Raw genomic sequence first — 26,878 nt, forward strand, 5'->3', positions numbered from 1 at the left:
TGGTATCTGAAACAAAAGGTCAGGATCAGATCAGGGTAATTGAAAATGGTTCAAAAAAATCCCCCGGGGCAAACCGAGGAATTTGTGTAGAAGAGACAGGCACTTAGCGGGGATTTTGTTATTCGCTCAAAGGGTTACACAAATTGCCTGATGGCGATCGCGATGATCAGAACTGGGCACACATACTTCACGTACCTTGGCCAAATGCGCCAGAAGAGTCCTGTGCTATTGACACCTTCTTGCCCACGAATTGCCTTGAGCAGGTGGGTTTGGCGCCAAATCCAACCTAAGTAAACCGCAATACCGAGGGCGACCAGCGGCTGGGCGATTTGGGTGGTCAGCATTATAGTGAAACTAAATAGCGTCTCAAAAAATACCGCCAGTAATAAGGATAATGAGGTCAACAATAGGCCGATGATCAAGGTGGCGCGTTGACGGCTGAGTCCGAACTTTTGCATCACATAACTCGTCGGCACTTCGGCGATGGATATGGCCGAGGTTAAACCCGCGATGATCAGCAGAACAAAGAAAATCACGCTGATGATAAGGTTAGCCGTATCTCCTAAGGTGGAAAATAACGCGGGTAAGACAGTAAACACCAATGCATCCGAATCGAGTAACTTGCCCTCAGCATTAAAAATCTGCACGCCATTGTGCTGGGCCACATACATGGCTGGGATAATCAAGAAGGCGGCGAGAAAGGCGATGCCGCTGTCGGTAAAGGCAACCCAGACGGTCAGTTTAGCAATATTCTCTTTTTGGCTCAGATAACTGCCGTACACCATCATGGCACCTGTGCCTATGGTGAGGGAGAAGAAGGTTTGTCCGAGCGCGCTGATCAGGGTATCCGGTGCCAGTGCCTTGGTAAAGTTAGGCGTTAGTAGCGCACTTATCCCTTCGCTCGCACCATTTAGGGTGAAGATATACGCCACGCCCGCGATCAGCATGATCAGTAATAACGGCATTAAGCGTTTCGACCATTTTTCTATGCCTTCTTGCACGCCTTGCAGTAATACCAGAAACACCAGCGTGCTGAAGATCAGTGTAAACACCAGATTACGTGACAGCGAAAAATCCACTAGCCAAGCGGCGGTATCATTCGAGCCAAAGGCTGTGGCGATAGGCGCGATGGCAAAGCTGACAAACCAGCCGGAGAGAATACTGTAGAAGGTATAAATCAATCCCGCTGTCACTATGGAAAGCAAACCTATGGTCTTGCCTAAACCGCGGGTGAGCGAGTTGAAGCCGAGTTTGCCCATGGCATCGGCGGGGTTGGTTTGCCCGTGGCGACCTATCATGAGTTCAGCCATCAGCATGGGAATGCCTAGGATGAAAATCAGCACTAGGTACACAAGTAGAAAGGCGCCGCCACCATGGGTGGCCGCTTGGGTGGGGAATCCCCAAATATTGCCGACGCCAACGGCGCTACCTGCGGCTGCCATGATAAAACCTAAGCGTGAGCTGAAGTGGTTAGTCGAACTTGTATTGGCCGATTGCATTATGCCTCCCGTAAAAAGAAGGCGTATCTTAGGCGGATAAATAAGAAGTTCAACGCAATTTTAGTGCGTTAAAATGATGTTAATCGGCAATTTATATTCTCATTTAGCTGATATTTTGGTGTTATGTTTTTCTTGATGGCTTAATGCGAGACTATATTGCGAGTAGCGATGACTCGCGGCCTCACTTTAGCGAATAATTGCGATGATAAAAATGCAATGAATTGTGATCTTATGGTCAAAAAATACCGTATGGCAGAAGCTTAGTGGGTATTTTGATGCTATGACTTTACTTGAGCCGCGATTGTGACTGGATAAGTCTGAGTCATGTCGCAACATTGAGTGTCAGAACGCCGTATCTTTTACTGAGCCTATGGTTGAATGGTGATATGGCTTAAGGGAATGGCCGTGTGGTCTTTGACCTTTTTCAACACAAAGCTGGAATGCACACCTGCGATATGCACATTGGTCGTGAGTTTATCTAACAGGAAAGTGCGAAAGTGCGCCATATCTTGCACTAACACTTTGAGTTGGTAGTCTGCTTCAGAACCTGTGATCAGCGCGCATTCTTGGACTTCTTCGTAGGCCAGTACATTGGCTTCAAATTGATTAAGAATTGCTGGCGTGTGTTTTTCCATCCGCACATGGATATACGCGGTCAAATGCAGGTTGAACTTATCCGCCGACAGACGCGTTGCATAATCGGCAATATAACCCGCTTCTTCTAAGGCTTTAACACGGCGCGAGCAAGGAGATGGCGATAGTCCGACTTTATTGGCCAGTTCGAGGTTCGATAATCTGCCGTGGGTTTGCAGTAAGCGCAGAATCGTTAAATCGAGTTGATCGAGTTTGTAGGGGTGAGTGTCTGTCATCGAAAGCTTAGGGTTAACTGAGTCAGCCTCTAGTTTGCCAGTCTTAGCCGACTTTGCCAAAAATCTTGATCAAATGAGACATTTTAAGGTTGTGACAGTGATAACGGATAGAGATTTTGGGAGTCGCGCTGTTTGGAACTCCCGTTATTTACCGCTATTGTTATGATACTAATAAGAGTGAGACACTGTATGCGCTTGAGTTTGTTGCTAATCTGCTTATTCATATTACCGACTTATGCATTTTCTGCATCGTTAACCATTGGTAGTGCTCTAAATCGACCACCTTATATTATCGAAGATGCTGAATCAGGGCTTGAGATCGATATTATTAAGGCCGCGTTTAAGGAAATGGGGCAGCCAGTCAACTTCAAATTCTACTCTCGTAAACGCCAAGTTTTATATTTCAATAAAGATCGATTGGATGCTGTAATGACGATGAACTCTGCAAATGGCGTTGATGGTTATTGGTCTAATGATTATGTTGAATATACCAATGTGGCGATCAGTTTGTCCGAACAACGCCTTGAAATAACACGTATTGCGGATCTTAAAAAGTACAGTGTTGCCGCTTTTGAAAATGCTCGCTTCTTACTTGGCCCTGAGTTTAATGCCGTAGCGCAACAGACTATTTATCGTGAAGTCGATAGCCAATTAAGCCAGAACCGTATGTTGTACTTAGGTCGCATTAATACTGTGATTGCGGATCGTTATATATTCGCTCAACTGAATAAGTTCGTTGAGGATGATGTTGATACCCAGCAAGCATTAAGCTACCACTTTATTTTCCCCCCAACATCCTATCAAATGGTGTTCCACAACTCAGTGGCGCGGGATACTTTCAATCAAGGGCTCGCTAGAATTAAGGCCAATGGGATTTATCAGGCCCTAGTGGCAAAATACTTAGGCAGTGCTTAGCAATGCCTAAGTATTTAACTTCATAGTGTTTGAAGCTGTCGTATTTGAGTCGACAGCCAAATCGAGACGCTGAATTAACAGCGTTAGCGTTCAGATCCTTTAGCAAACGCATGGGAGAGTGGACGCAACTTACTGACAAAGAACACGCTACATCCGCTGATGATGGCGGCTAAAAAGGTTGAAAACAGTACATCCTGCGGCCAATGCATGCCAAGCAGCATACGGCTTAATCCCATCAAAAATCCCCAGCTCCATAACGCCATGACTAAGCTAGGTAATCCAGCGAGTAGCAAATAGTAGCTGGCGGTAAGCACTAGCGTCACTGCAAAAATAGTATGTCCCGAAGGAAAAGAATAGCCGATTTCATCTTCCCAATGCTGATGGATCCGTGAGTCGAGTTTCAAGGCAGGTTCTGCAGCGATCAAGCCATCGAGTGCATTGGCAATTGTCTTTGAACGTGACTGTTTATCCAATTGATAAAAGGCATCGAGTGAAAGCGGTTCATGCTTAGGCAGTGCTTGTTCTGCTAGAAAAACGAGATTAGGTCTGGGTTCTTTAAAATAGGATTTGAGGGTGTGGCTTAAGCCTAAACTGATAACTTGGCTGAGGCTGATGGCAAAAAATAAACTTATAAAGAGTGGTTTAGGCATATGACGATAGGCGATCGCCAATACAAACAAGACTGTTGCGACGCCATAGGGCGCAGTGCCAGTCATGGTAATCCAATATAAGGTTTTGGCTAAGGTAGAGTGCAGATCGATCAGTGGAAACAGCTGATTCTGTGTCAGTAATAGTAAGCCCGGAATGGTTGCCAACAGTATCCAAGCTAAACCTAAACGGCGTAAAAGATAGACGCTATGGGTCAAAATATAAGCCTCTTCATAAAACGCCATAGGCTACAACGCGGCAATGGTTTTGCCAATAAAAAAATCCCGACAGCAAAAGATGGCGCTGTCGGGGGGTCTTCAAGGGTGGAGCGGTAGGGCGCTATTGCGCCGTGTTCTTAGGGTGATGCCTAGTCACGAACATCAAAATCAACAGTACGACTAACAGTAAACCTGAACCCATCAATAGGGCGTAATCTTCCAGTTGCAGTATCGAGTACAGCACGGTATATAAACTCACCAGCATAATGCCTACTAATGCACCGCGCTTAATACTTGCTGTGGCACTCCCTACGTAAGCCGATACCGACAGCACGGGAATACAGGCGGCAATTAAATAGGCATGCAAGAAGGCTAGATGCTCAGATAGCGAGAGTAGTAGCAAATAGAACAAGGCCATGGCGCTGCCGACTAACACATATTGAATCGTGCTGAGGCTGGTTTTTTGTCCGATTTCGAAGATAAACAACATGATAAAAGTCAGCACGATAAACAGTAGGCCGTATTTTACCGAGCGATCAATCTTGCCGTAGTGAGTCACTGGTTCGAATAAAATCGCATTAGCCGACACTTCAGTCAGAGTCGATTGATTACTCTTAATAAACTCTTGTGGATAGTTACGGGTTAAGTGGCTGATATTCCAACTTGCAGTAAAGCCTTGCGCGTTGATGTCCCGTTCTGCGGGTAATAATCCCTTAAAGCTTGGATGCGGCCAGTCGGCGCGAATATTGATTAGCGTTTGCTCGCCTAGTGGCAATGCGCTGATAGACTGAGAGCCGCGTAGTGTCATGGCAAAATCCACACTAAAATCACTCGCTTCGCTGACTTGGATCTTTTGATTAAAGCCTTTTTCTAAACCGCCAGTGGTTAACCCCGTGCCCGACATCAGCGAGCCAGAGAGTAAGGTCGATTCACCGGTGATTTCAATTTTTTCTACTTTATCAATTGCTTGATTCGATGACACCCCAAAGACTAACCGGGCATTTTTGTTATCGAAGGCGATAAGGTTAGGAATATCATAACGGTTAAGGCTGAAGTCGGCCTGACCTTGTAGAGCTGCGTTATACACCAGCGATTGATAAATACCACGAGTACGGAAGTCATGCTTGAGATCTAAATCTAGCTTGAGTTTTTTCGGTAGTATGACCAACTCATCTTGATAGGTACGCTTCACTTCATGGCGAGTTTTACCGTCGTTACTGACTTCTTCTTGCAACACAAAATAGCTGTAAGGGATCACCAGCGCAGGACCTGAGAGGGTTTGCTGCTCACCCCATGAACGGCCGATTTCATCGACAACGCTGTGGTAAAGGGCTTGGCGATCAGAAGTCATATCCATAATGATCCCCAGCGGGATCAACGCGAGGATTGACAGTATGCCAATGGTTAAGGCTTTTAATAAGGTGGTGTTTTTTAATGCCGTTCCCTTTGCGGTGGCTACTGCCCACGGTTCTTGTGCTGACATATCGATTCCTTGACTTCGATTAAATTTTTTGAGGAGTGCTCGCACCACTAAATAGGCTGCGCTACCAAATAAGGCCAAACTAAGTAGGGTGAGTACCCAGAAAATAATGCTGAACATTGAATTTCATTCCCTATGAAATACGACCGAGACTTATCCGCTAAGATTGTGCAGAGTTAACTCGGTATCACGGCGGGTATTAAAACAGATTTTTTTACAAAAGTTGCGGGCAAGTTGCTGATCAATAGTGGCAAAATTATGGCGATTGCCGCTAAACCCATACTCATTATGCAAGTTTATAAATCTGATAGTGGGGTGTCTTTGCCAAATTTGGGGTGTTTTTTCTCGTAGTCATTTTCTTTTTTAATATGCTTGAGCAGTGCTTCGAAGCTTTGTTTAAAGACGTCAAGTTCTGCGGAATAGACTACGGCATGGTGGGAAAACCAGTGGTGTTTTTCTCGATCACGGTTACTGTAATCAGGCCAAATACGTAGCTCATACTCATCACCCATGACGACAATGACATAGGCAATGGCGCCATTGCTAAAGATGATACATTGGGGCAGGTACACCAGCTCTTCGCCTTTAAATAACTCATACTCTATCGCTTCGGTGCGCCAACTCACTATCGGTAGCGGCGCCTTGATAGAGCAACCAATCGACTGATGCTGATTAAACAGTACGGCGTTAATGTCATCCATTGAAAAGGGCTGGTGATCGCCATTTTTAGCAGCAAGTGAATACAAGATATTCATCAAAAATGGCAGCTTAGTGCCATTACCCGTTTTGCGGCCGCAGAGTTGTGCTTGGCGATAGTAGATATTCATCATCAATCCTTAATGAAGAGCCTATGCCAGATAGGCTCTATTTCGAGTCGTGAAACTAACGGGCAGGTAAACCGATAGCCGTTAAGGTATAAATGGCTTATGTTATCCGAAGATACTGCCTAGTGAGTAGACTTGTGCGTACATTTCACAAACCTACTCGTTGAATAGTGTGATAAATGCTTTTGTTTTCAGTTTGTTATGTTTTTTGCTCTGGTTTGGTATTTGCTTGTCGTTGAATTTGGAGAATCGATGTCTAATCCCTTTTCACCCCGCGAGTGGCTGCAATTAAATATGCAGCAGCAAGGATTATTGCAACCATATACCTCTGTCACCGAGGCAATTTCACGTCTCAGTTATGTACAAATTGACTCTATCAACGTGGTTGAGCGAGCGCATCATCATGTGCTGCATAGTCGTATGCCAGAATATCAGCCAAAGATGCTCGATATGGCTTTAGCCAAAGGAGAGGTCTTCGAATATTGGTCCCATGCGGCAGCTTATTTACCGATTGCCGATTACCGTTTTAGTTTGCAGCGTAAACAGCAGCTGCAAAATGGCGGTAAGCATTGGTTTGAGCCCGACGATAAAATAATGCAGGAAGTGCGGGCGCGAATCCTTGCAGAAGGGCCACTCAAGGCCAGTGATTTTGAACACAGTGAAGCTAAAAACGGTGCCTGGTGGGATTGGAAACCCGCGAAAAAAGCCCTAGAGCAGCTCTTTATGCGTGGTGAGTTGATGGTGGTGCGGCGGGAGAAATTTCAAAAGGTTTACGATCTTACCGCGCGAGTGTTGCCACAAGATGTAAATGCCAAAGCACCGACAGATAGTGAATTTACCCGCTATCTAATTGATCGTTATCTTGATGCCCACGCCTTCGGTACTGCGGCGCAAATGGCTTATTTACGCAAAGGTATGAAATCAGCAGTAGCCCAAGAGTTGGCAGAGTTGTTAGCTCACGGGTTATTAGCGTGTTTTAAGACGGCGGGCCAAAGCTACTTTTATCGCCCTTCATTACAGCTAAATGCACCATTACCTAATAAAGTGTGGCTGCTTAATCCCTTCGATAATTTATTGATCCAACGGCAAAGATTAAAGCAATGGTTTGATTTTGATTATCAAATTGAAGTCTATGTCCCAGCCGAAAAGCGTCAGTATGGTTATTATTCTTTAGCGATTCTGTGGCGCGACATTTTTGTTGGCCGCGTGGATGTTAAAGCCGATCGCCAAGCTAACCTATTGCTATTACAGCAATTGACCTTAGAAGAGGGCATGATGGTGAATGGCTTAGATGAGGATTTCTGTGCGGCCTTTGATATCGCAGTCAGTGAATATGCTCGTTTCAATGGCTGTGACCGCTGGAAGTTAGTCAAAGCTAACCATAAAGGCCTTAAGCAAAAGTATGCTCGCCAACAAAAGCTTTAATTATTTGTCTCTTTAGTTGGAGCATCCATAAAGCGAAAGCAGCCATACAGTAAGATTAGATACAGCAGTGGCAACGCAGCAATGACTAAAGATGAAGAAGTCGCAGTGCTATCGCTCGTAATGCGATAACAGGGAATATACACGGCGGGATAAACTAGGCTTCCCCATAGAAAACACTGATTCATCAATCGATAGATAAAAGCGGGTTTAATGCTTGATTGACTGGCCAGTCCCATCAAACTGGCGAGAAGCACACCGGGATAAGTGAGTAGCGGCACGCCACCAAGCAACCATAATGCCCAAAGAAGATAGTCCTGATAGTGTGTGCTGATTGTGACATCCATTGTAGCTTCATTCCTTGATTGTTCGACGCTAAAGCATTAAGTCTGTTTATGCTCTGGTTGCAGCGGTGGCCTTACTGCCAGCCCTTGCTGCATCTTAAGCCAAAAGCTTTGCTGACATAGATTGCTAAAGGATTTTTGCTGCGGCGAAATCGCAATATGAGCTGTTACAACCCGATAGCTGAGCCAATAATCTTCACAAACCATGTCTGACTCATAAGCTTGTTTATCTTGCTCGCTTAGCTTGCTAATCACAACCCCGTTATCGAAGTGATAAAGCGTTATGGACTCACAAATCTCCACATTATCATCGTGATAGGTTTGCTGCTCGTTTGATTGGCTTATCACGTAGACAGGGCTTGGATAGCCTTCAATAGCAAGGATATAGCTGGCGAGTTGTTGCATTATTTCCCCAAGTGACTCAATGCTTGAAGTGTTAAAAACAAAAAGCACAGCTGCGCTATCGCTAACTGTGCTCTTTCAAACATGCATGATAAGTTAGCCCGCTGCGTTGAGCTTTTTTTCTAACTCATTGACTTGAGCTTGTAGGGCTTCTAATTTTTCGCGGGTTTTCAGTAGTACATGTTGCTGCACATCAAATTCTTCACGGGAAACCATATCCAACTTGAGCAATTGATTTTGCAGTACTTGCTTACTGCGCTCTTCAAATTCACCGGCAAATTGCTTTAGACCGCTGGGCAAACTTTCGCTCAATTGTTTCGCCATTTCTTCGATTTTCTTTGGATTGATCATAATCTTGTCCGCCTCTTTACTGAATAGCTCGATTGTAACTCAGTACGTTAGCTTTCAAAAGTAAAGCAGACGCGTGAACACTTTAGTTGGCTGTTGTTGGGGTTTATATCACGGAGAAGCTTATCTACAGAGTTGAGTTCTGCTCAACCTAAGCGGGGATTTGTTAGCCTTAAAACTGTCGATTCTGCTATGATCCCATCCCTTTCTGTCGACTTGTTTGGATATTGCGCAAAGATGAAACTCAATCCCGCCCAAAACGATGCTGTTCATTATGTTTCAGGCCCTTGCCTAGTCTTGGCGGGTGCGGGTAGTGGTAAAACGCGCGTAATTATCAATAAAATCGCTTACTTGGTCGAAAAATGTGGCTATAAGGCGCGTAATATCGCGGCGGTGACCTTTACCAATAAGGCTGCCCGTGAGATGAAAGAGCGGGTCGCTCAGTCGATGGGCCGCAAGGAAGCCAGAGGTCTGTGGATTTCAACCTTCCATACTTTAGGGCTTGAGATCATTAAACGCGAGCATAAGGTCTTAGGTTTAAAACCGGGTTTTTCGCTGTTTGATGATCAAGATACCTTGGCACTGCTCAAAGAGTTAACCCAAGACGAGTTGGATGAAGATAAAGATTTACTCAAAGTGCTTGCCAGTACGATTTCAAACTGGAAGGGTGGCTTAATTATTCCCGAGCATGCACGCAAAATCGCTAAAGATGAGCAACAGCACTTATTTGCTATGTTGTATCAGCGTTATGCTCAACATATGAAAGCCTATAACGCTTTAGATTTTGACGATTTGATTCTGATGCCAACCTTATTGTTGCGCCACCATGAAGAAGTGCGTACGCGCTGGCAAACCAAGATCCAATATTTGCTGGTGGACGAATATCAAGATACTAATACCAGCCAATATGAAATGGTAAAGCTGTTAGTGGGTGAGCGGGCGCGCTTTACTGTGGTGGGGGACGACGATCAGTCTATCTATTCATGGCGCGGTGCTAAGCCACAAAACCTCGTGTTATTGGGTAAAGATTTTCCGCAGCTTAAGCTGATTAAATTGGAGCAGAACTACCGTTCTAGTCAGCGAATTTTGCGGGCGGCCAACATTCTTATCGCTAATAATCCCCATGTTTATGATAAAGCCCTGTTTAGCGAGCTTGCTTATGGTGAGCCGTTGCGGGTGCTGTTTGCCGCCAATGAGGAGCAAGAGGCTGAACGTGTTGTTGCCGAAATTGTGCGGCACAAGTTTGTCGGCCGTACTCAGTTTGGCGATTATGCGATTTTGTATCGCGGTAACCATCAATCACGGTTACTAGAACGCGCACTGATGACGAACCGTATTCCTTATAAATTGAGTGGTGGTACGTCATTTTTTGCTCGTGCTGAAATTAAAGACATCATGGGCTATCTAAAGCTCGTGGTGAATCCCGATGACGATAATGCTTTCCTGCGCATCGTTAATTTGCCTAAACGTGGCATAGGTCCATCAACCTTAGAGCGTTTAGGTAATTTTGCCAACGAGAAGCATATTTCTATGTTTGCGGCGATTTTTGAGCCTGAACTGAATCATCATTTACCGCCTGCGGCTATGTCATCTTTATATCAATTTGGTCGTTTTATTGTGGAGACTGGGGATCATGCCGAACGTGGTGAACCCGTCGAGGCGGTGAAGCATTTGATCCGTAAGATCAATTATGAAGATTACTTATACGAAACCAGCACCAGTGCCAAGGCCGCTGAAATGCGGATGAAGAATATCTCAGAGCTTTACCGTTGGGTGACTGAGATGCTCGCGGGTGATGAGTTAGATGAAGCTATGACCTTGCCAGAGGTGGTGACTCGATTGACGCTCAGGGACATGATGGAGCGCAATAGTGAGGATGAAGGTGGCGATCAGGTGCAGTTGATGACCTTGCATGCTTCTAAGGGCTTAGAGTTTCCCTTCGTGTTTATGGTTGGAGTAGAAGAGCGTATCTTGCCCCATCAAACCAGCATAGACGAAGATAACGTCGATGAGGAGCGTCGGTTGGCGTATGTGGGTATCACTCGAGCTCAACGAGAGCTTTGGTTCACCCTCTGCCGCGAAAGGCGCCAATTTGGTGAAACCATGCGTTGTGAACCAAGCCGTTTCTTACTTGAGTTACCTCAAGATGATGTGGTGTGGGAAAACCGTAAGCCACAACAAACGGAGCAGGAGCGGATGCAAACGGGGCGGGCAAATATTTCTAGCTTAAGAGACATGTTTAAAAAATAGCGAGCGGTTTCGCTTACTATTCTTTTAAATCAGCTACTTATTTTTTACTAGGCATATTCGAGCTGAGCACAGATCTGTGGTTGGGTTTCACATAAGGTAAAAGTGTCGGCTAAAGCAGCCCCCTGGCCCAGCTGATAACCCAGTTCATTGAAGATACGTTTTTGTTCAGGACTATCAATGCCATCGACAAAGGTTTGCAGTTCTAAGGTTGATGCCGTTTTTTGATAAGCGGACATTAACTTAAGCTGTTGCTCGCCTTGTATTTGTTTGGTGAGGTTGGCATCGAGTTTTAAGCCTTTTATCGGCAGAAACAATAAGCTATTTAATGCACTATAGCCGCTACCGTATTGGCTGATGCCGAGTTTTACCCCGAGTTTCTGCAATAATTCAAAGCCATTGATATGATTTTCAGTTTCCTGCACTAGGGCTTTTTCATTGAAGAATAACCACAAATGGCTCAGGTTTAACTGGGTTTGTTTGAGAGTATTTTTCAAACTGCGCAGTACATGCTTATGCTTGAGATGTTGGCTCGAAAGCATGACATGTAATTCAACAGACTCATCATGTTGTTTGAGGAGTTGGGGATAGCTGCTATCTATGATGCTGATCGTATATTTATCGAGCTCAACGGTAAGGTGTGACTGTTCAGCAAGCGTGCTAAGTTGTTCCTGCTGTAAGAGCCCACGCTGCGGATGTTGCCAGAACAGGCGGCTTTCTAATGCATGCACTTGACCTGTTTTAAAATTGACTACTGGTAAGTAACTAAGCTGTATTTCAGCATGGTGTAATGCATGTCTAAATTCAGTTTCTAACTCGACATCCTGCATGGCCTGATGTTGGGCGTTATCATCAAAAATAACATAGCAACCTTTACCATTGGCTTTCGCCTGATACATGGCAGTATCTGCATTACGTAACATAGATTCACTGGTATCAATTCTGTGTTTGCCACTGATGGTGATACCGATACTGGCTCCAGAACTAAATTCCATTGTGCCAAGTCGATAGGGCTGGGATATTTTTTGGATCACTCTTTCTGATATATCTTTCGCGTCGTTGATGTTGTTAATGCTATCGAGCAGTATCACAAACTCATCGCCACCGAGTCGCGCTAAGGTGTCGTTATCACGAATGCAGGACTTGAGGCGGCTTGCCGTCTCAATTAAGAATTTATCACCCTCTAGGTGTCCCATAGTGTCGTTAATCTGTTTGAAGCGGTCGAGGTCGATAAACAGTAGGGCAAACTGTTCTAAGCTATGGCGACGAACATGCTTGATCGCTTGAGATAAACGCTCCATAAACATAGCGCGATTAGGCAGGCCTGTAAGTGCGTCATGTTTGGCATCGTGAACTAGCTTGGCTTCCATACTACGGCGTTGTTGAATTTCTTTCTCAAGACTTTTATTCAGTTCGGCTAACGCTTTGGTACGATCAATAACCTTTTCTTCTAGCTCTTCATAACTGCGTTGTAAGGACTCAGCGGATAGCTTTTTCTCGATAGCCGAGCCTATATGCTGTGATACAAATGTCAGTAATTCTAAGTCTTTAACTTGGTAATTCTGTGTCATGCTAAAACTGTAAATCGTTAACGCACCACGAACTTGATCATGGATAAAAAGCGGGATTCCGATCCACTGATGCATGGTTTGAGTATGATTTAACGCTGGCGCTTGGGAATACAGCTCACCAGAGGCAATTAATGCATTGATACTGCTTTGATCTAGCAGTAGTGGGCGCTTATGTTTGAGCACATATTCGGTTAAGCCGTCTTGTAGCGGCCGAGTGCCTGGGTGCTTATTGGCTAATTGCGATACATAAAAAGGAAACGTGAGGTGGGTTTCTGTGTCGTCTAATAGGGCGATATAGCAGTTATTGGCCGGAATTAAATGTCGAATAACATTATGCAATTGGGCATAAAAGTCTGGGTTGTCGGCACTGGAACTTGCTAGCTCGGCGATTTCGAACAGTGATTTTTGTAAGCGTTCAGCTCTACGCCGTTCATAGACTTCTAGTTTTAACTTATCGTAGGCTTGGCTGAGTTCTTTTGTCCTTTGCTGGATAGCTTGCTCTAATTGTTCTTGATGTTTTAGCCGTTCCATTACCCCAGCAATATGGTGACAAATGAACGTCATTAACTCGAGTTCGATTTCACCATAACTGATATTAGTGTCATAGGTTTGCACCACTAACACACCCGTTACTATATCATCTTGTTTGATGGGCACGCCCAGCCACAGATGACAGGGAGAACCTAAATTAACAATTTCTCCAGCGGCAATCAGTTCATTGACTGTGTCATTGTTACACAACAAAGCTTTCCCAGTTCTGAGTACGTAGCCTGTTAATCCTTGCTGTAATAATGTAGATAGTGATTGTTCAGGATAAAGCTCCGCTGGATGGGCATCTTTCTCATCAGCGAAAAAGGGGATGGCGAGTTCACCTGTGTGAGTATCCAGGGTTGAAATAAAAAAATTATCAGCGGGAATGAGCTGTTTTAGATGGCTATGTACGCCGACATAGAATTCTTCGAGTGAAGAAGCATGAGTCGCAATATTTGATATTTCGAGTAATGCGTTTTGAATGATCTCAGCATGCTTATATTTATGCGCTAATTGTTTTAAGCGAATAATTTTTTTGCGTAAGCGTTCAATTTCACTCACACGCGGCTGGCCAGTTTCATCTTCATCCTTAAACATGATACTCACTAGTTAAATATATGTTTGCTTTTACCAAAGTCTATAATTAGCATGAAATACTGTAACATCCAAGTCATATTTTGGCTGCATTCCGCGTTAAAAGTCAGCTAATGTGATAAAACTTGAGCAGTCAGTAAAAAAAGTGCAAAACAGCTATAGACTCAAAGGGGATTTGACCCTAGTATATGCGGCGCTAACCAAGGCGAGCGCCCATAGCTCAGCTGGATAGAGCGCACCCCTCCGGAGGGTGAGGCCGAAGGTTCGAATCCTTTTGGGCGCACCACTTCCGAATAGAGTTGTGAGCTTTAAGGTTAGTAAAGTAAGTGAAAATCAGTGGTGATTGTAGCTCAGTTGGTAGAGTCCCGGATTGTGATTCCGGTTGTCGTGGGTTCGAGCCCCATCAGTCACCCCATTCATTTACTTTGATATAAAGATTTTCATTCTCGGTGATTAGCGCAGTCCGGTAGCGCATCTGGTTTGGGACCAGAGGGTCAGAGGTTCGAATCCTCTATCACCGACCAAATTCTTCGCGTGACTAGCGAGCTTAATGTAAGTTAAGTAAATAGTTAATGTTTTACGGTGATTAGCGCAGTCCGATAACGCATCCTGATGTTTTGGATAAAAGTGGACGAGAGGGTGAACCCTCTAAGCGTATGTAAATAATAGTGCAAAATTTACGGTGATTAGCGCAGTCCGGTAGCGCATCTGGTTTGGGACCAGAGGGTCAGAGGTTCGAATCCTCTATCACCGACCAAATAAGTAGAAAAGCCTCAGCATTCATTAATGAATACACTGAGGCTTTTTTGCATTGGCGAAATGGAACTACTCACTGACATTATCATGTTTGTTGTCGCTTGATAGCGCATCCTTAATGAGTATAGAAGTTGGCTACAGTTCTTATTTACACCTGGCAGATTTGCTGAACTGTATCGGCATAGTCACTCAACCGTAGAAAAACAAAAAGCTCTTTACGGAGCTTTTTGTTTGCAAAATCACTTCTTAATAATACGGCTTAGTCAAGATTCACTGGCGGGGCGATAAAGCCTTGATAGGCATCGGTTCTAAGCTCGTTAAAACGTTCTAGCTGAGCCTTTTCTTGAATACCCGTCACTATGACTTGAATGTCCAATCCTTTTGCTACGTTGATTAGGGCGCGGCACAATTCGCTATTGTGGTGTGTCTCATCATAGTAGGCGAAGGATTGATCCAGTTTCACATAGCTAGGTCTTAATTCCTGTAGATAAGACATAGAGCCAAACTGACGACCAAAGTGGTCAATACCAAACTTAGCACCGTTATCGCGAATGATGTTACATAAGTGCTGACATGACTTAAGATCACTATAAACACCAGCCTCAGGGATTTCGAAGCAGATACGCTCAATAAATGCGGCATTTCGCAAAAATTGATTTAGCCACTCATGGAACTGAGGATCGTTAATACTTTGGTGGGTTAAGTTAATTGCGAGCGGTTCATAGCTCCGCTCGAGCAGTTTTTGCTCGTAGACAGTTTCAATTAAGCATTTATCGAGTAAGGCACCAAGTGATAATAACTCGATATAAGGCATAAATTGCCCTGCATGGGCGAGTTGATCGCCAAGCTCTAATTGGCAATACAATTCCCGTTGCGCTATGCCATCACCATCGCAAAATTGTATGGGTTGCCATCTAAACTTAAACTTCTTATTGCTGATGGCATGGCTGAGGTTATCGCGCCATTGCTCGCGGGTGAATAATTGCTGCTCTGTGGTTTCAAACCAGTGGAAGGTTTTATTTTCTTGTAATGCTTTTTGAAGGGCATTGTCGGCTTGGGCCAAAATATCCGACACATTCATTTGCCCAATACGTTCAGCAATACCGATAGCAAAGTCTTCGTTGGGCTTACAGCCTGCTTTTGACATTTCTTGATTGATGGTACGGATAAGTGTTTGTAAATATTTGCTGATCTGATCGTGTTCAACATCGGTCACTAAAAATGCAAATTCATAGGCGGCAATACGCCCTATGACCGAAGGCGTTATTTCGTTTAATTGCTGTTGAAACTTTTCTGCGAGGATCCGTATGGTTTCATCTCGAACTTGATAGCCATATTTACTGTGCACTTCTTCGAGCCAGTCGAGCTTGGCGAGGAATAAAGCGCCGCTGCTAGGTTCACTTAACCAACCATTTAAACGACTTACTACATATTGGCGGTTAGGCAGGCCTGACGCCGGATCGACAAGATTCTTCTTACGTAACGCGCCAACCTCTTCGTCAAGAGAATGGAACACTTGTTTCAATTGAGCTGACATGCTGTTAAATGCAGTCACTAAGTCTTTTAATTCGGTGGTTTTGGGTAGTGCCATGTCTGGACCAAATTGGCGTGCTGCGATACTTTTCGCGTGTTCAGACAGGGTGTGGAGAGGTTTCAATATCCATGTTAAGCCTACTCTTGCTGTAAAAATAGCAACGAGAAAAAGTAGTGAGAAGGCTATGATGGTATTGGACATGATTCGCCATAGTTCATGATAACCAAAACCAGGATGAGCAGTGATTTCAAGCTGTGCTAGCTGCAGCCAACCTGAGGTGATAGTGCTTTGTTTTTTGATGGTTTTAAACAGATCTAGATTGATAAACCATTGAGGGACATCTTCAATTTTTAAAGGATTATTCCACTCTTGTTGCTTTCCATCGACCATCCAAGTCAATTTTACATTTTGATAGTAACCACCTTCAAAAATAACATTCACTAAGGTTTCTGCCGCTGCGGTATCGCCGGCTTCGAGTGCTGGGGTAAGCATTAGACCGAGTGAAGTGCTGGCATTGTTTAGATCGGACTCCATTTGCTTTGTTAAAAAGCTTTGAGTCTCAGTGAATTGCACATAGCCAAGGCTTGCAACTACAAGCAAGAACAGGCTAAAAAGCAGCGAATAAATCTGTCTAAACAGTGTCATTTTTGGTGCTACTCCAGTTTTAATTTTGGTTGCCTAAGACGGTCAACACCTAATCTATGGTTAAGATCGTTCCATTTTTCTAATCGTTTTGAGGACCCTGCCAGTACGCCTCGACCTTGCTCTTTATTGAGCCATAACTGTTTACCATTAAAGCTATAAACAGGCAGTAGATCTTTTCTTTTTGTGGCGGGTTTTATTTCATGGTCAAGATTATCGAGCACTAAAGGAATTGATGATGGTGTTTCATAGTAAGCCAATACCATGTGGTATTGATTAACCGTAGTGGCTTTAACCATAGTGATCCGCATCTTGTCCTCTTGAACACCAAGTTGGAGTAGGGTGAAGTATTTTGCGATCGAAAAGTCTTCGCAATCACCGCCATTCACACCAATAAACTCCATCGGCGTTGCCCAATAATTCGAGTCTCCCCATAATTTACTGTCATCCACAAAACGGAATAAATTAAAAAAGTTATTTACCTTCAATAACTTTTCTTTTTCATCTAGCGTACTCGCTTCCGATAATACTTTGAACCAAGCCCTTGCTCGCATTCCAGCACGTTCGCCGTAATGTTTTTCTAGGGTTGAAGTTATCTTCACTTCATCAAGGTTTTGTGTGGGGGCCGCATATAGGCAACATATGCCTAAGGCTGACGCTATTAGGCTAAAGCGGCAGACTCGCAATAATGAATCTTTATAATCAAGTCTGCCGTTCATAACCTAATGTGTTAGTCCTTTATTTTGAGTTGTCATCGACCGAGTAAATTGTCCATTTCATGTCTGCTGCCGTATCATCACCAGTGACTTCTGCAACAACACGACGGTTACGAATTTCTGCTTCCGGCGTCTGTTCTAAAACAATTGGGCGGCTAGAACCATATCCAATAGCAGTTAATCGACTTCTATCAATACTAAAGCGTTCAGCCAGTACTGCGGTGACAGCATTTGCACGTTCTTGAGATAATACTGTATTTCGTTCATCGGTTCCTGTGCGACTCGTGTGACCTTCGATAGTCACTTTGGTCGTTGGATACTGACGTAGAAAAATAGCCACCTCTTCAATTTGAGGATAGTACTCAGGCGCAATATAAGCAGAGTCATTCGGGAATAAAATATTTATTTCCTTTCGCTCGTTAATCGCTTTTATTTTGCCACAGCCATAGTTATCAATACCTGCCCCTTGGGCGGTGTCGTTGCAGCGTTCACGGGCTTCAATGACACCATCGCTATCTTTATCAGATAGATCATAGGTTTGAGTTGTGACCATTTCGTCAATATTAACCGTATCGCGCATCGAACAACCAGCTAAAAGAGTGACACTTAGAAAAAATGTGAGAGTTTTCATTTGTTAGCTCCTCCTTCATAATTGCGCTCTCCGCGCCACGCATCAGGTCTAGTGACTTTAAGTGAGTCTAATAATCGCCCTGTAGAATTGAGCACGCGATACTTAGCAATAACTTCATCATATTCAGCTTGTAAGTAGTCTTTACGTGCCTCGAAGAGCTCATTTTCGGTATCTAATAAGTCGAGTAGACTGCGTTGGCCTAAATTAAACTGTTGTGCATAGGCTGTTTGAGTATCCTTTGCGGCCACGACATGATCGCGAATATATTGTTTTTGCGGCGCTAGCATTTCAAATGCGTTCCAAGCTAGGTTTACCCCTTCAACAACTTCACGTTGGGCGCGTTGGCGGATTTCTTTCGCTTCACCTAACTTGTAAGCAGTTTCTTTTTCACGGGCAAGATCTTTACCCCCCGCAAATAAGTTGTATCTCACCCTCACCATGGCGACGAGATCGTTACTATGACCACCCACATCACTGCGGAAAGCACCAGCACCTGATATTCCATCTTCGCCGCTGATATCGTTATTCCAGTTACCATTCAGTTCTAAAGAAACCTGAGGATAGTAATTGGATTGTACTGAAGAGCGTTCATTTTCAGCGGCACTAATATCGTTTGCTGCAGATTTGAGTATGGGGTGATTCTCTTGCGCAACAATAATGCCAGAGCTAAGATCCTTTGGCAGCATGTCTGCATCTGGCACTGGTAATATTAAGTCCGCCGGAGCCGACGCTACAATTTTGATGTACTGTGCTTTTGCATCAAGTAAATTGTTGCGAGCAGAAATAACGTTAGCATTAGCACGTGCCAAACGTCCCGAGATTTGGGAGAGATCTGCGATTGAGCCTAAACCTGAGTCAGTACGTTGTTTAATCTGGTCATAAATTTCTTTATGGCTGTTAAGGTTTTTCTCGGCTAATTTTAACACTTCATCGGTGCGTAAATAGTTGAGATAGACTTTACTGACATCGAGTGCCATATCTTCAGCTGCAGCAAGCAGTGCCCATTGGTCTGCGCTAGCTTCAAAGCTATAACGATCAACTTCACTGCTGGTGTAGAAACCATCGAAAAGCATTTGTTTTATGCTAACACCAAACTCTCCGGGATTTAATTCAGCCACCCCTTTGCTATCGACTTCGCCGATATTGGGTCGTCTACGTGTCGATACGCTGTCGGTTTGTTCGTAACCGTAGCCACCATTGACATCAATAGTTGGCATATAGCCTGCTATCGCTTGATTAACTTGTTCTTCTCGCGCTTTAAAGCGGTTGAAAGCCACTCGTAAATCTGGGTTTGTATCTAGCGTATGTGCAACGGCTTGTTCTAACGTCTGACTTTGAGCCGATAAAGGTAACAGGATTAATGACAGCACTATGGCTATCTTTGAACATTGAAATTGTCGTATTGCTGAAGTCTTCATGACCAACCTCCCGGTTTATAAAAAAAGGCTTAGTGCTCTCTGAGCGCTGTGTCCTTAGCCCTTAAAATTGGATTTAAAATGTACTCAAGTATGGATCTTTGCCCCGTGATAACGTCAACTGAAGTTAACATCCCCGGAATAATTGGCATCTGTGTGCCATCGTTTTTGGTTAAACTAGATTCTGCTGTCCTAACTCTGATGAGATAGTAGCTATTGCCTTCTTCATCTTGAGAAGTGTCGGCACTAATATGTTCGACAGTTCCTTTAAGGCCGCCATAGCGGGTAAAATCATAGGCGGTAATTTTTACTACGGCGGGTAATCCTGGATGTAAGAAAGCGATATCTTTAGGCAAGATTTTAGTTTCTATCAGCAGTTGATCTTCCGACGGTACTATCTCGATAATATCGATCCCAGGTTGCACTACACCACCCAGTGTATTGATATGTGTGGTTTTAATGGTGCCATTAACAGGGGAGGTGATAATCGCCTTACTGACTTTATCCTGCGCGCCAACTTGTGCTTCATTCATGCGAGAGAGGCGGGTTTGAGTTTCATTGAGCTGTGCGCGCAGTTCTGCAGCGTAAACAAATACGGCTTCACGGCGTTTTAAGATAGCCTCGTCTAATGCCGCTTTCACTTTAGGGCGGAGTAAACGCATTGAATTCAATTCACCTTGCAAGTCGTTTACCGTGCGTTCGAGTTTGAGTAACTCAACTTCAGGAACAATACCTTTTTTGGCTAAAGGTCGAGTGAGTTCAAGCTCGCGGGATATTAGCTGCATGCTCGTCGTTAATGTTGTTGTTTTAGAGGCGAGATCATCAATTTCTTGCTGTCTTTGCTGAATTTGACGTACGAGGATCTCAAGTTGGTTACTTAAGTTATCTAAGCGCCCGTTGTATTCCTCTTGTTGTCTTTTCACTAAGGCGGGTTCCGCAGCAATGATAGCCTCAGGGAATATCAATGCTTCTTTAGTGATAAGCACTTGCTCACGCCAATCAGAGGTCATGTCTGATATCAGAATGCTGTCGAGTTCGGCGCGCATGCGGATAGCATTGGTTTTTAAGCCATAAACCTCTTGCTCTTGTTGAGCAAAGTCGGAGCGAAAGCGGGTATCATCAATACGCACTAAAGGCTGCCCTTTTGTGACTATCTCACCTTCTTGAACGTAGAGTTCTTGCATTATGCCGCCATCTAGACTTTGGATCACTTGAACTTGCGATGAAGGAATCACTTTTCCCGTTCCAGTAGTAACCTTATCTAATTGAGCAAACCCCGCCCACAGTAAAAAACACACTACCATAGCAGCAAGTGCCCATATGATTAATCTGTGTCCGCTGGGAGCGTCTGTCATCATGGCGCCATAGACATCATCAACCATGTCTAAGTCGTTTGTTGTTAAATGTTTACTCATCTTTTAGCCTCTCCGTTCACTAGGCCAAAATTGAGTTTTTCTAGCACTTCTGCTTTAGGTCCATCGGCAACCACATGGCCGCGTTCAAGTACAATAATGCGGTCGACGAGTTGCAATAAATGCATCTTGTGGGTAATAAGAATTAACGTTCTATCTTTGCTGACATTTTGCATTGAACGAATAAATTGTTGTTCAGCGCGAGCATCTAAACTCGCCGTAGGCTCATCCATAAGTAACACTGGGGGATCATTCAGTGTGGCGCGAGCAAGGGCGACAGTTTGTCTTTGTCCGCGACTGAGTGACATGCCGCCTTCGCCGACCTGTTGGTCTAGGCCTTCTGCTTCTAGGTTGGTGAATTGACTCACACCAGAAAGCTGTACCGCGCGGATGAGTTGATGTTCAGTGACTTGACGTGTACCAAATAAAATATTGTCGCGAATAGAACCATGGAATAGGGTGACATCTTGGGGTAAGTAGCCAAAATTACGACGTAAATCACTCGGATGAATTTGTGCTGAGTCTAAGCCGTCGTAGCGCAAGCTTCCTGCCGTGGGTTGAAATAGCCCGACCAGTAGTTTAGCGAGCGTACTTTTACCTGAACCATTTCGACCGATAATGGCAATGCGTTCGCCAGGATTAATCGTCAGCGACATCGGATGCAACACAGGCCTTTCAGAACCTGGATAACTAAAACCAACATGATCAGCATTGATCTTGCCTATGAGTCTTTGTTTGCTAACTAAATGTCCTTTATTTTCAAACTCATCTTCTTGAGTCATGATTTCATTCAGTTGGCGTAGTGCACTGGCTGTGTGGTTTGCTCTAGTCATCAGGCCTGCAAGTTGTGCCATAGGTGAAATGGCGCGGCTCGATAGCATGACTGCCGCAATAATTCCGCCCATAGATATCGCATTATCAGCCACACGATAAACGCCTAAAATCACCACGCAGACAACGGTAAATTGCACCGTAAAGTTCGCTACGTTCGATACTGAGTTGGAGAGCTTTTTTGACCTTAACTGCCAGTTTGCACTGTGGCCTATCATCTGTTGCCAGCTTTTTTGCACAATTCCTTCAGCGCCATTGGCTTTAATTGACTCTAACGCTGATAAGCTCTCGATTAAATGCCCATGTTTTAAGCTTGAAAATTTATTGCCTTCTTCGATTGCCGCTTTGAGTTTAGGTTGAATATAAAGCGTGAAGCCAATAATGATGATGCCGCCAATGACTGGAACTATAGCGAGATCACCAGCGACAATAAAAATAATGATTAAGAAAAATATCGCGAAGGGGAGATCGACTAAAGTTGTGATCGTTGCCGAAGTTAAAATTTCACGAATGTTATCGAATTCACCTAACTGTTTCGCCATGCCGCCGATACTAGGAGAACGTTTTTCTAGGGGAATACCTATCGCTTTAGCAAAAAGTCGCGAAGACACAATAATATCTACTTTTTTTCCTGCAACATCGATGAGGTAACTTCTAAGTTGCCGCATGATAAGATCGAACATATAAGCAATCGCCGCACCAATCGCTAAAACCCAAAGGGATTCAAAAGCGAGGTTTGGGACGACTTTGTCATACACATTCATAATAAATAACGGTGAAACTAAGGCGAATAAATTCACCAATACAGAAGCGATTAATGCATCACGATAAATGGGTGCTGAATCTTTGAGGGTTTGGACTAACCAGTGGGTTTTATTATCGTGTAGATAAACATCGAAGCCCATGTCGCCACGGTATTCTTGTTTGACTAAGAATAAATATCCCACATATAAGGCTTCGAGCGACTCAATTGTCAGTGTTTCTTCACCGCCCGTCTCGGGTAATTGAATAATTGCTTTATCTGATGCAACATCAAGTTCTCGCAATATACAGGCTTTTTTGTCTTTTAATAATAAAATACAGGGGAGCAATATAGGTGATACTTCGTTTAAGCCTTTTCGAGATAGCTTAGCCGCTAGACCCGCTCTTGAAGCCGCCTGAGGCAATAAGTCGGGTGATAACACGGTACCTGACAAGGGTAAACCTGCCGCAAGCGAATCGCTCGAGCACGGATTGCCAAAATGCTCAGTGAGTAACACTAAACAATCCAGCAAAGGATCCACTAACACTCTTTGTGAGGCTGAAATGGTCCATTGATCAATTTTTTCAGAAGCTGCAGCAGACACCTAATTACTTATCCTTTGGATTTTTATATGGTTATGGCAAGTATCGGTCATGATGGCCTATATTTCTATAGGCCATCCAAGCGATTTTATTAAGGAATCATAGTGCCGTTAGTATTATAAGGGTCTATCAGTGGCGTCACTCCTTGTGGTGCATCTAGTGCCACTGGCGCGGCATCAATAATGAGTGGCCCATTACCATTGGTACCAAGTAAGCCATTAATAATACCTGCATTATCAGCTGCACCATATTGGCTATAGAGGTCAACCCCATCAAGCACAATGTGTTGATCGACAGTCCCATCTTTGTTGGCATCTATATCGATAACGGTAGAGCCATTATCTAATCTAAAGCTGAGATATTCATCTAATGTATTAGCCGTTTCTCCTTGCAGTAAATCACTCAGGTCGAGCTTATCTTCATTCACATTGAAATCCACAATGTGGTCAGTGCCATTATCGGCATCAGCATAGCGCCACACGAAGGTATCTGCACCGCTATCACCACGCAGAACGTCATTACCAAGGCCGCCAATCAGAGTGTCGTTGCCAGCACCACCAATCAAGGTATCGTTGCCAGTGCCTCCATAGAGGGTATCGTTGCCTGCTCCTCCATCTAAATAATCATTACCACCTTGACCAAAGAGAATGTCGTTACCGGCACCACCAAATAAGATGTCTGCTTTATCGTTTGCACCAGATTGGTCAAACTCGTCAGTATGTTCACTGATATATCTGTGAACTTGGGCATCACTAGCATCAGCTAGACCTAGCTTATCGGCAACGTAGGCTTTAATGGCTGCGAAGCCTTGACCGCTGATGCCGGTAAAGTGTATCGCATCACCAAAGATGATATCGTCTCCAACACCGCCATCAAAACGATCTGAGCCTGGAATGGCGTTCACTTGGTCGCCAAGGATGGCATCGGCTAGATCATCAGCATCTATATTCGTTTGAACATTACCATCAGTGTCATAAGGTAATAAGTCAGCCTCATTGATGTTTGCGCCCATGCCGATAGCTTGAACCGTGACGCCAAGGCCCGAGAGCAATGCAAAGCCAGCTTGGGAATTTGTAACTGTATCAGTGCTGGTGTCACTACCGTTACCAGACAAAGCATAGTACTGATAGTTACCTTGGGGATCGGGTCGCATTGCTCCAACAGGGCTCCGGCTCACGCTGTAGAAGTCGTCTACGCGGAACACATTACCATTTTCATCAATCACCACACGTCCGTTAACTGTATAGACTTGGCCGAATACGTAGCCAGTGCCGATGACTTGTGACAAGCTACGATCATTATTGTCCCCCCATGTGTCGTAGACATTTGGGTTACCACCCGCATTAGCATTATAGTAGGTCGGTTTGCCGTCAGTGATAAAGAAGGCAAGATTAGTAGCCCCACTATTATTTTGGGCATCACCATTGGCGAACCAGTTGGCCGTGGTAGTGAATACATCCTCATAGTTGGTGCCGCCGCCGCGGCTCATATCATCTAATGCTTCTTGAAGAATATTCAATGCATTGGGGTCACTAAGATCTACACTGATGCTGCCCTTAGCATGAGTATCAAAATCAACCAAGAAGATGTTCACAGTGCCGCTTTGTGGGCCACCGGCACTGTCTATGAGGGTTTGCAATACCTGGGCTAACTGCAATTTCATCGTCTCTAGCGTATCAGCGTTTATACTACCGGAACTATCGACCATAAAGGCGATATTGTAGTTTTGGCCTGGCAGAATAATGCTGCCATCTAAGTCGCCAACCACAATATTGTGCTCGCTGCCAAAATTGACATCTTGGTTTCCAGGTTCACCTTCAGTGCCCTTGAAGTAATCAAGGCGGATGGTATCTTCACCCGTTGCTGAATTAGTGAGATCGGTCCCTTTTTCTCTGGCAACCGCTTCTACCACCAAGTCCACCTGACCTGCATTTGCTCCGGGAACGCGAATTGTGACTCCAGTCAGCGAAGCGTCCAGTGCATTTTCAGCCCAGAGATTGCCACCAGTCCAGCCATTAGGGCCGTTGTAATCCAGCAGTAGCTTGCCATCATTGTCAGCTACACCGAGTAGCACTCCCTGGTAGAACACTTGCGTGCCAGCGGGCAAACCACTCAATTCAATGGAGTCGAGCAATTCGCTGCCGTCACGATCAGTTAGAGATGCATTGATTTCAACTGGGTAGTCAACATAGGTTGGCTGAACCATGACGAGCTGACCAGTGTTCTTGTCAAGTGTATAAATGCCGTCATCAAATTGAATGTACTCGATATCATGAAGCGCCTTAACGACGGCTGCGCCATTTTCTTTAGTTGTAAAATCAAACCAGATATCGTTTTGAGGATGATATCCACTGCCTTTGGTGATGATGTAATCTGCACGATTGCCCATCAGCACGGCAATATCAGTTCCTGTGTCACCATACAAGCCATCATGGCCTAAACCTGCAACCAGAATGTCATTACCAGTTCCGCCATAGAGTGAATCACCTTGAATATGATCGCCACCAACCAGAACGTCATTGCCGCCGTACCCGTAGAGCATATCACCGCCACCTTGTTGGCTGACAAGGTGATCGTTATTGAATGAACCCAACACTTGATCTTGGCCGCTGGTGGTATCGGTCTTCTTAGCTTCGGTACTAAATGGCTGTTTAGTGAAATCACCACTGCGGAACTGTTCAGTTGTAATCCCTGAGCTGATAAATCCGCTGTAAAGAGGTGTGCCATTAGCGGTCAGTATCACGTCAACCAATGGTTTGTCTGCAACTGGTTGAACAGTAATATTGAGTGTTGCCGTATCTCCCGTATTAGTAGTGTATGTCACAGTTGATACATCGCCTGACCAATGTTGATTAGGTATAAACGTGAACTCTCCATTGGATTGTATTAGCAAGCTACCTATGGAGAGGGCCACTGTTTGACCAGCATTGTAGCTTGTTAGTGCACCGTTATGCATAACGGTAAAGCTGACGACGCTGGTATTGCTTGGATGGTCGTTGGTCAGAAGTTGGCCAGTTACCAACTGATCTTCTTGCTCAGTATAACTTTCGCCAGTTGCATAAATTACGATGGCGGTATCAGAGCCTTCAGCAGAGGTGTTGCCAGCTTTATCCGTTTGCGTCGCGGTTACAGTGATGCTTTGGCCGTTAGCGGGTGTGGTTTCGGTCCAGTTGATGACGCCGTTGGCGTAGGTGTAGTCACCAAAGGTGAGGGTGCCGCTGCCATTATCTGTGAAGTCGGTTAAGCGAAGTTCAATCGCTGCACCGCCATTGATGGTGAGCGTGACATAGCCGCCAGCTTCAAAATCAGTATCGTTGATCGATACGGTTAGCTGCACGTCATCGTTGCCAATTTCAGTCGCCGTTAAGAGGCCATCACCCGGCGTGCCATCATCTACAATCCAGACGGTTGGCGCTGATGGAGGGGTGATATCCAAAACGGTGACATTGACGGTGGTGGTTTCAGTCACGCCGCCCGACGTCACGGTGTAAGTGAAGCTGTCAGTACCATGGAAGTTCGCGCTTGGGGTGTAAGTCACGGTGCCATCGGCATTGATGGTCACGGTGCCGTTGGCGCCATTGGTGACGCCGGTGACGGCGGCATCGCTGTTTTCAAAGGTGTCGTTGTCGAGCACATCAATGATAACGGCGGTGTCTTCGTTGGTGAGGGCGGTGTCGGCCACGAT

19 protein-coding genes and 4 tRNA genes are annotated in these 26,878 nt (G+C 44.7%); 7 read left to right on the plus strand and 16 right to left on the minus strand.

Annotated elements, in window-relative coordinates; translation table 11 throughout:
- Positions 1–134: 134 nt before the first annotated feature.
- A complete protein-coding gene (locus tag L5M29_RS14805) occupies positions 135–1,499 on the minus strand; it encodes a sodium-dependent transporter (RefSeq protein WP_263168431.1) in 1,365 nt (454 codons plus the stop codon).
- Positions 1,500–1,867: 368 nt separating this feature from the next.
- Positions 1,868–2,368, minus strand: a complete 501-nt coding sequence (locus L5M29_RS14810) for an Lrp/AsnC family transcriptional regulator (protein WP_263168465.1) — start codon at positions 2,366–2,368, stop codon at positions 1,868–1,870.
- A gap of 189 nt (positions 2,369–2,557) precedes the next feature.
- Here L5M29_RS14810 and L5M29_RS14815 point away from each other — a divergent pair, with 189 nt between their 5' ends.
- Complete coding sequence (locus L5M29_RS14815; protein WP_263168433.1) at positions 2,558–3,283, plus strand: substrate-binding periplasmic protein; 726 nt, start codon at positions 2,558–2,560, stop codon at positions 3,281–3,283.
- Between the two features lie 83 nt (positions 3,284–3,366).
- Here L5M29_RS14815 and L5M29_RS14820 read toward each other — a convergent pair whose 3' ends face one another.
- The 3 genes from L5M29_RS14820 to L5M29_RS14830 form a co-directional block, all read right to left on the minus strand.
- Entirely contained in the window at positions 3,367–4,176 is an 810-nt protein-coding gene (locus L5M29_RS14820; protein WP_173913158.1) for a phosphatase PAP2 family protein, read from the minus strand.
- A 94-nt stretch (positions 4,177–4,270) separates the two neighbouring features.
- On the minus strand, positions 4,271–5,749 hold the full coding sequence (gene creD, locus L5M29_RS14825; protein ID WP_263168436.1) for a cell envelope integrity protein CreD: 1,479 nt from the start codon (positions 5,747–5,749) through the stop codon (positions 4,271–4,273).
- A 176-nt stretch (positions 5,750–5,925) separates the two neighbouring features.
- Positions 5,926–6,456 carry a hypothetical protein gene (locus L5M29_RS14830; protein WP_263168438.1) on the minus strand — a complete coding sequence of 177 codons (531 nt, stop codon included), beginning with the start codon at positions 6,454–6,456 and terminating at the stop codon, positions 5,926–5,928.
- Positions 6,457–6,705: 249 nt separating this feature from the next.
- Here L5M29_RS14830 and L5M29_RS14835 point away from each other — a divergent pair, with 249 nt between their 5' ends.
- Complete coding sequence (locus L5M29_RS14835; RefSeq protein ID WP_263168441.1) at positions 6,706–7,878, plus strand: winged helix-turn-helix domain-containing protein; 1,173 nt, start codon at positions 6,706–6,708, stop codon at positions 7,876–7,878.
- Here L5M29_RS14835 and L5M29_RS14840 read toward each other — a convergent pair.
- The 3 genes from L5M29_RS14840 to ubiK all read right to left on the minus strand — a co-directional run bounded on the left by L5M29_RS14840 (position 7,875) and on the right by ubiK (position 8,972).
- The gene (locus L5M29_RS14840) at positions 7,875–8,222 is read right to left on the minus strand and encodes a hypothetical protein (protein ID WP_263168444.1); all 348 of its coding nucleotides are present in this window, start codon (positions 8,220–8,222) and stop codon (positions 7,875–7,877) included. The two genes, L5M29_RS14835 and L5M29_RS14840, sit on opposite strands and share 4 nt — an antisense overlap.
- Before the next feature lie 36 nt (positions 8,223–8,258).
- Positions 8,259–8,624 (minus strand): hypothetical protein, encoded by a 366-nt coding sequence (locus L5M29_RS14845; RefSeq protein ID WP_263168445.1) that lies wholly within the window; start codon positions 8,622–8,624, stop codon positions 8,259–8,261.
- Positions 8,625–8,717: 93 nt separating this feature from the next.
- On the minus strand, positions 8,718–8,972 hold the full coding sequence (gene ubiK / locus L5M29_RS14850; protein ID WP_006083441.1) for a ubiquinone biosynthesis accessory factor UbiK: 255 nt from the start codon (positions 8,970–8,972) through the stop codon (positions 8,718–8,720).
- A gap of 234 nt (positions 8,973–9,206) precedes the next feature.
- On the opposite strand from ubiK, the gene rep reads away from it, so the two are divergent.
- Positions 9,207–11,219, plus strand: a complete 2,013-nt coding sequence (gene rep / locus L5M29_RS14855) for a DNA helicase Rep (RefSeq protein WP_263168447.1) — start codon at positions 9,207–9,209, stop codon at positions 11,217–11,219.
- A gap of 47 nt (positions 11,220–11,266) precedes the next feature.
- Here rep and L5M29_RS14860 read toward each other — a convergent pair whose 3' ends face one another.
- A complete protein-coding gene (locus tag L5M29_RS14860) occupies positions 11,267–13,915 on the minus strand; it encodes a diguanylate cyclase domain-containing protein (RefSeq protein WP_263168450.1) in 2,649 nt (882 codons plus the stop codon).
- A gap of 206 nt (positions 13,916–14,121) precedes the next feature.
- Between L5M29_RS14860 and L5M29_RS14865 the strand changes: the two genes are divergently transcribed.
- From L5M29_RS14865 to L5M29_RS14880, 4 genes are all read left to right on the plus strand, one after another.
- Positions 14,122–14,198, plus strand: a tRNA-Arg gene (locus L5M29_RS14865).
- A 53-nt stretch (positions 14,199–14,251) separates the two neighbouring features.
- Positions 14,252–14,327, plus strand: a tRNA-His gene (locus L5M29_RS14870).
- A 32-nt stretch (positions 14,328–14,359) separates the two neighbouring features.
- Positions 14,360–14,436: transfer RNA gene (locus L5M29_RS14875), tRNA-Pro, on the plus strand.
- A 156-nt stretch (positions 14,437–14,592) separates the two neighbouring features.
- Positions 14,593–14,669 (plus strand) — tRNA-Pro (locus L5M29_RS14880).
- 258 nt (positions 14,670–14,927) lie between these two features.
- Here the strand turns inward: L5M29_RS14880 and L5M29_RS14885 are convergent.
- The 7 genes from L5M29_RS14885 to L5M29_RS14915 all read right to left on the minus strand — a co-directional run.
- On the minus strand, positions 14,928–16,847 hold the full coding sequence (locus L5M29_RS14885; protein WP_173496181.1) for an EAL domain-containing protein: 1,920 nt from the start codon (positions 16,845–16,847) through the stop codon (positions 14,928–14,930).
- A gap of 8 nt (positions 16,848–16,855) precedes the next feature.
- Positions 16,856–17,563 (minus strand): transglutaminase-like cysteine peptidase, encoded by a 708-nt coding sequence (locus L5M29_RS14890; RefSeq protein WP_105250450.1) that lies wholly within the window; start codon positions 17,561–17,563, stop codon positions 16,856–16,858.
- Between the two features lie 19 nt (positions 17,564–17,582).
- Positions 17,583–18,191 (minus strand): OmpA family protein, encoded by a 609-nt coding sequence (locus L5M29_RS14895; RefSeq protein ID WP_105250449.1) that lies wholly within the window; start codon positions 18,189–18,191, stop codon positions 17,583–17,585.
- A complete protein-coding gene (locus L5M29_RS14900; protein WP_263168454.1) occupies positions 18,188–19,609 on the minus strand; it encodes a TolC family outer membrane protein in 1,422 nt (473 codons plus the stop codon). The genes L5M29_RS14895 and L5M29_RS14900 overlap by 4 nt, the downstream gene beginning before the upstream one ends.
- A gap of 29 nt (positions 19,610–19,638) precedes the next feature.
- Positions 19,639–21,021, minus strand: a complete 1,383-nt coding sequence (locus tag L5M29_RS14905) for an HlyD family type I secretion periplasmic adaptor subunit (protein ID WP_168825932.1) — start codon at positions 21,019–21,021, stop codon at positions 19,639–19,641.
- Positions 21,018–23,195, minus strand: coding sequence for a type I secretion system permease/ATPase (locus L5M29_RS14910; protein ID WP_263168456.1), 2,178 nt, complete (start codon positions 23,193–23,195; stop codon positions 21,018–21,020). The genes L5M29_RS14905 and L5M29_RS14910 overlap by 4 nt, the downstream gene beginning before the upstream one ends.
- Positions 23,196–23,284: 89 nt before the next feature.
- Positions 23,285–26,878 (minus strand): type I secretion C-terminal target domain-containing protein (locus L5M29_RS14915; protein ID WP_263168457.1); only part of this gene is annotated, 3,594 nt, incomplete at its 5' end.

The sequence above is a fragment of the Shewanella sp. SM95 genome (genome assembly GCF_025653595.1).
Lineage (GTDB): Bacteria > Pseudomonadota > Gammaproteobacteria > Enterobacterales > Shewanellaceae > Shewanella > Shewanella oncorhynchi.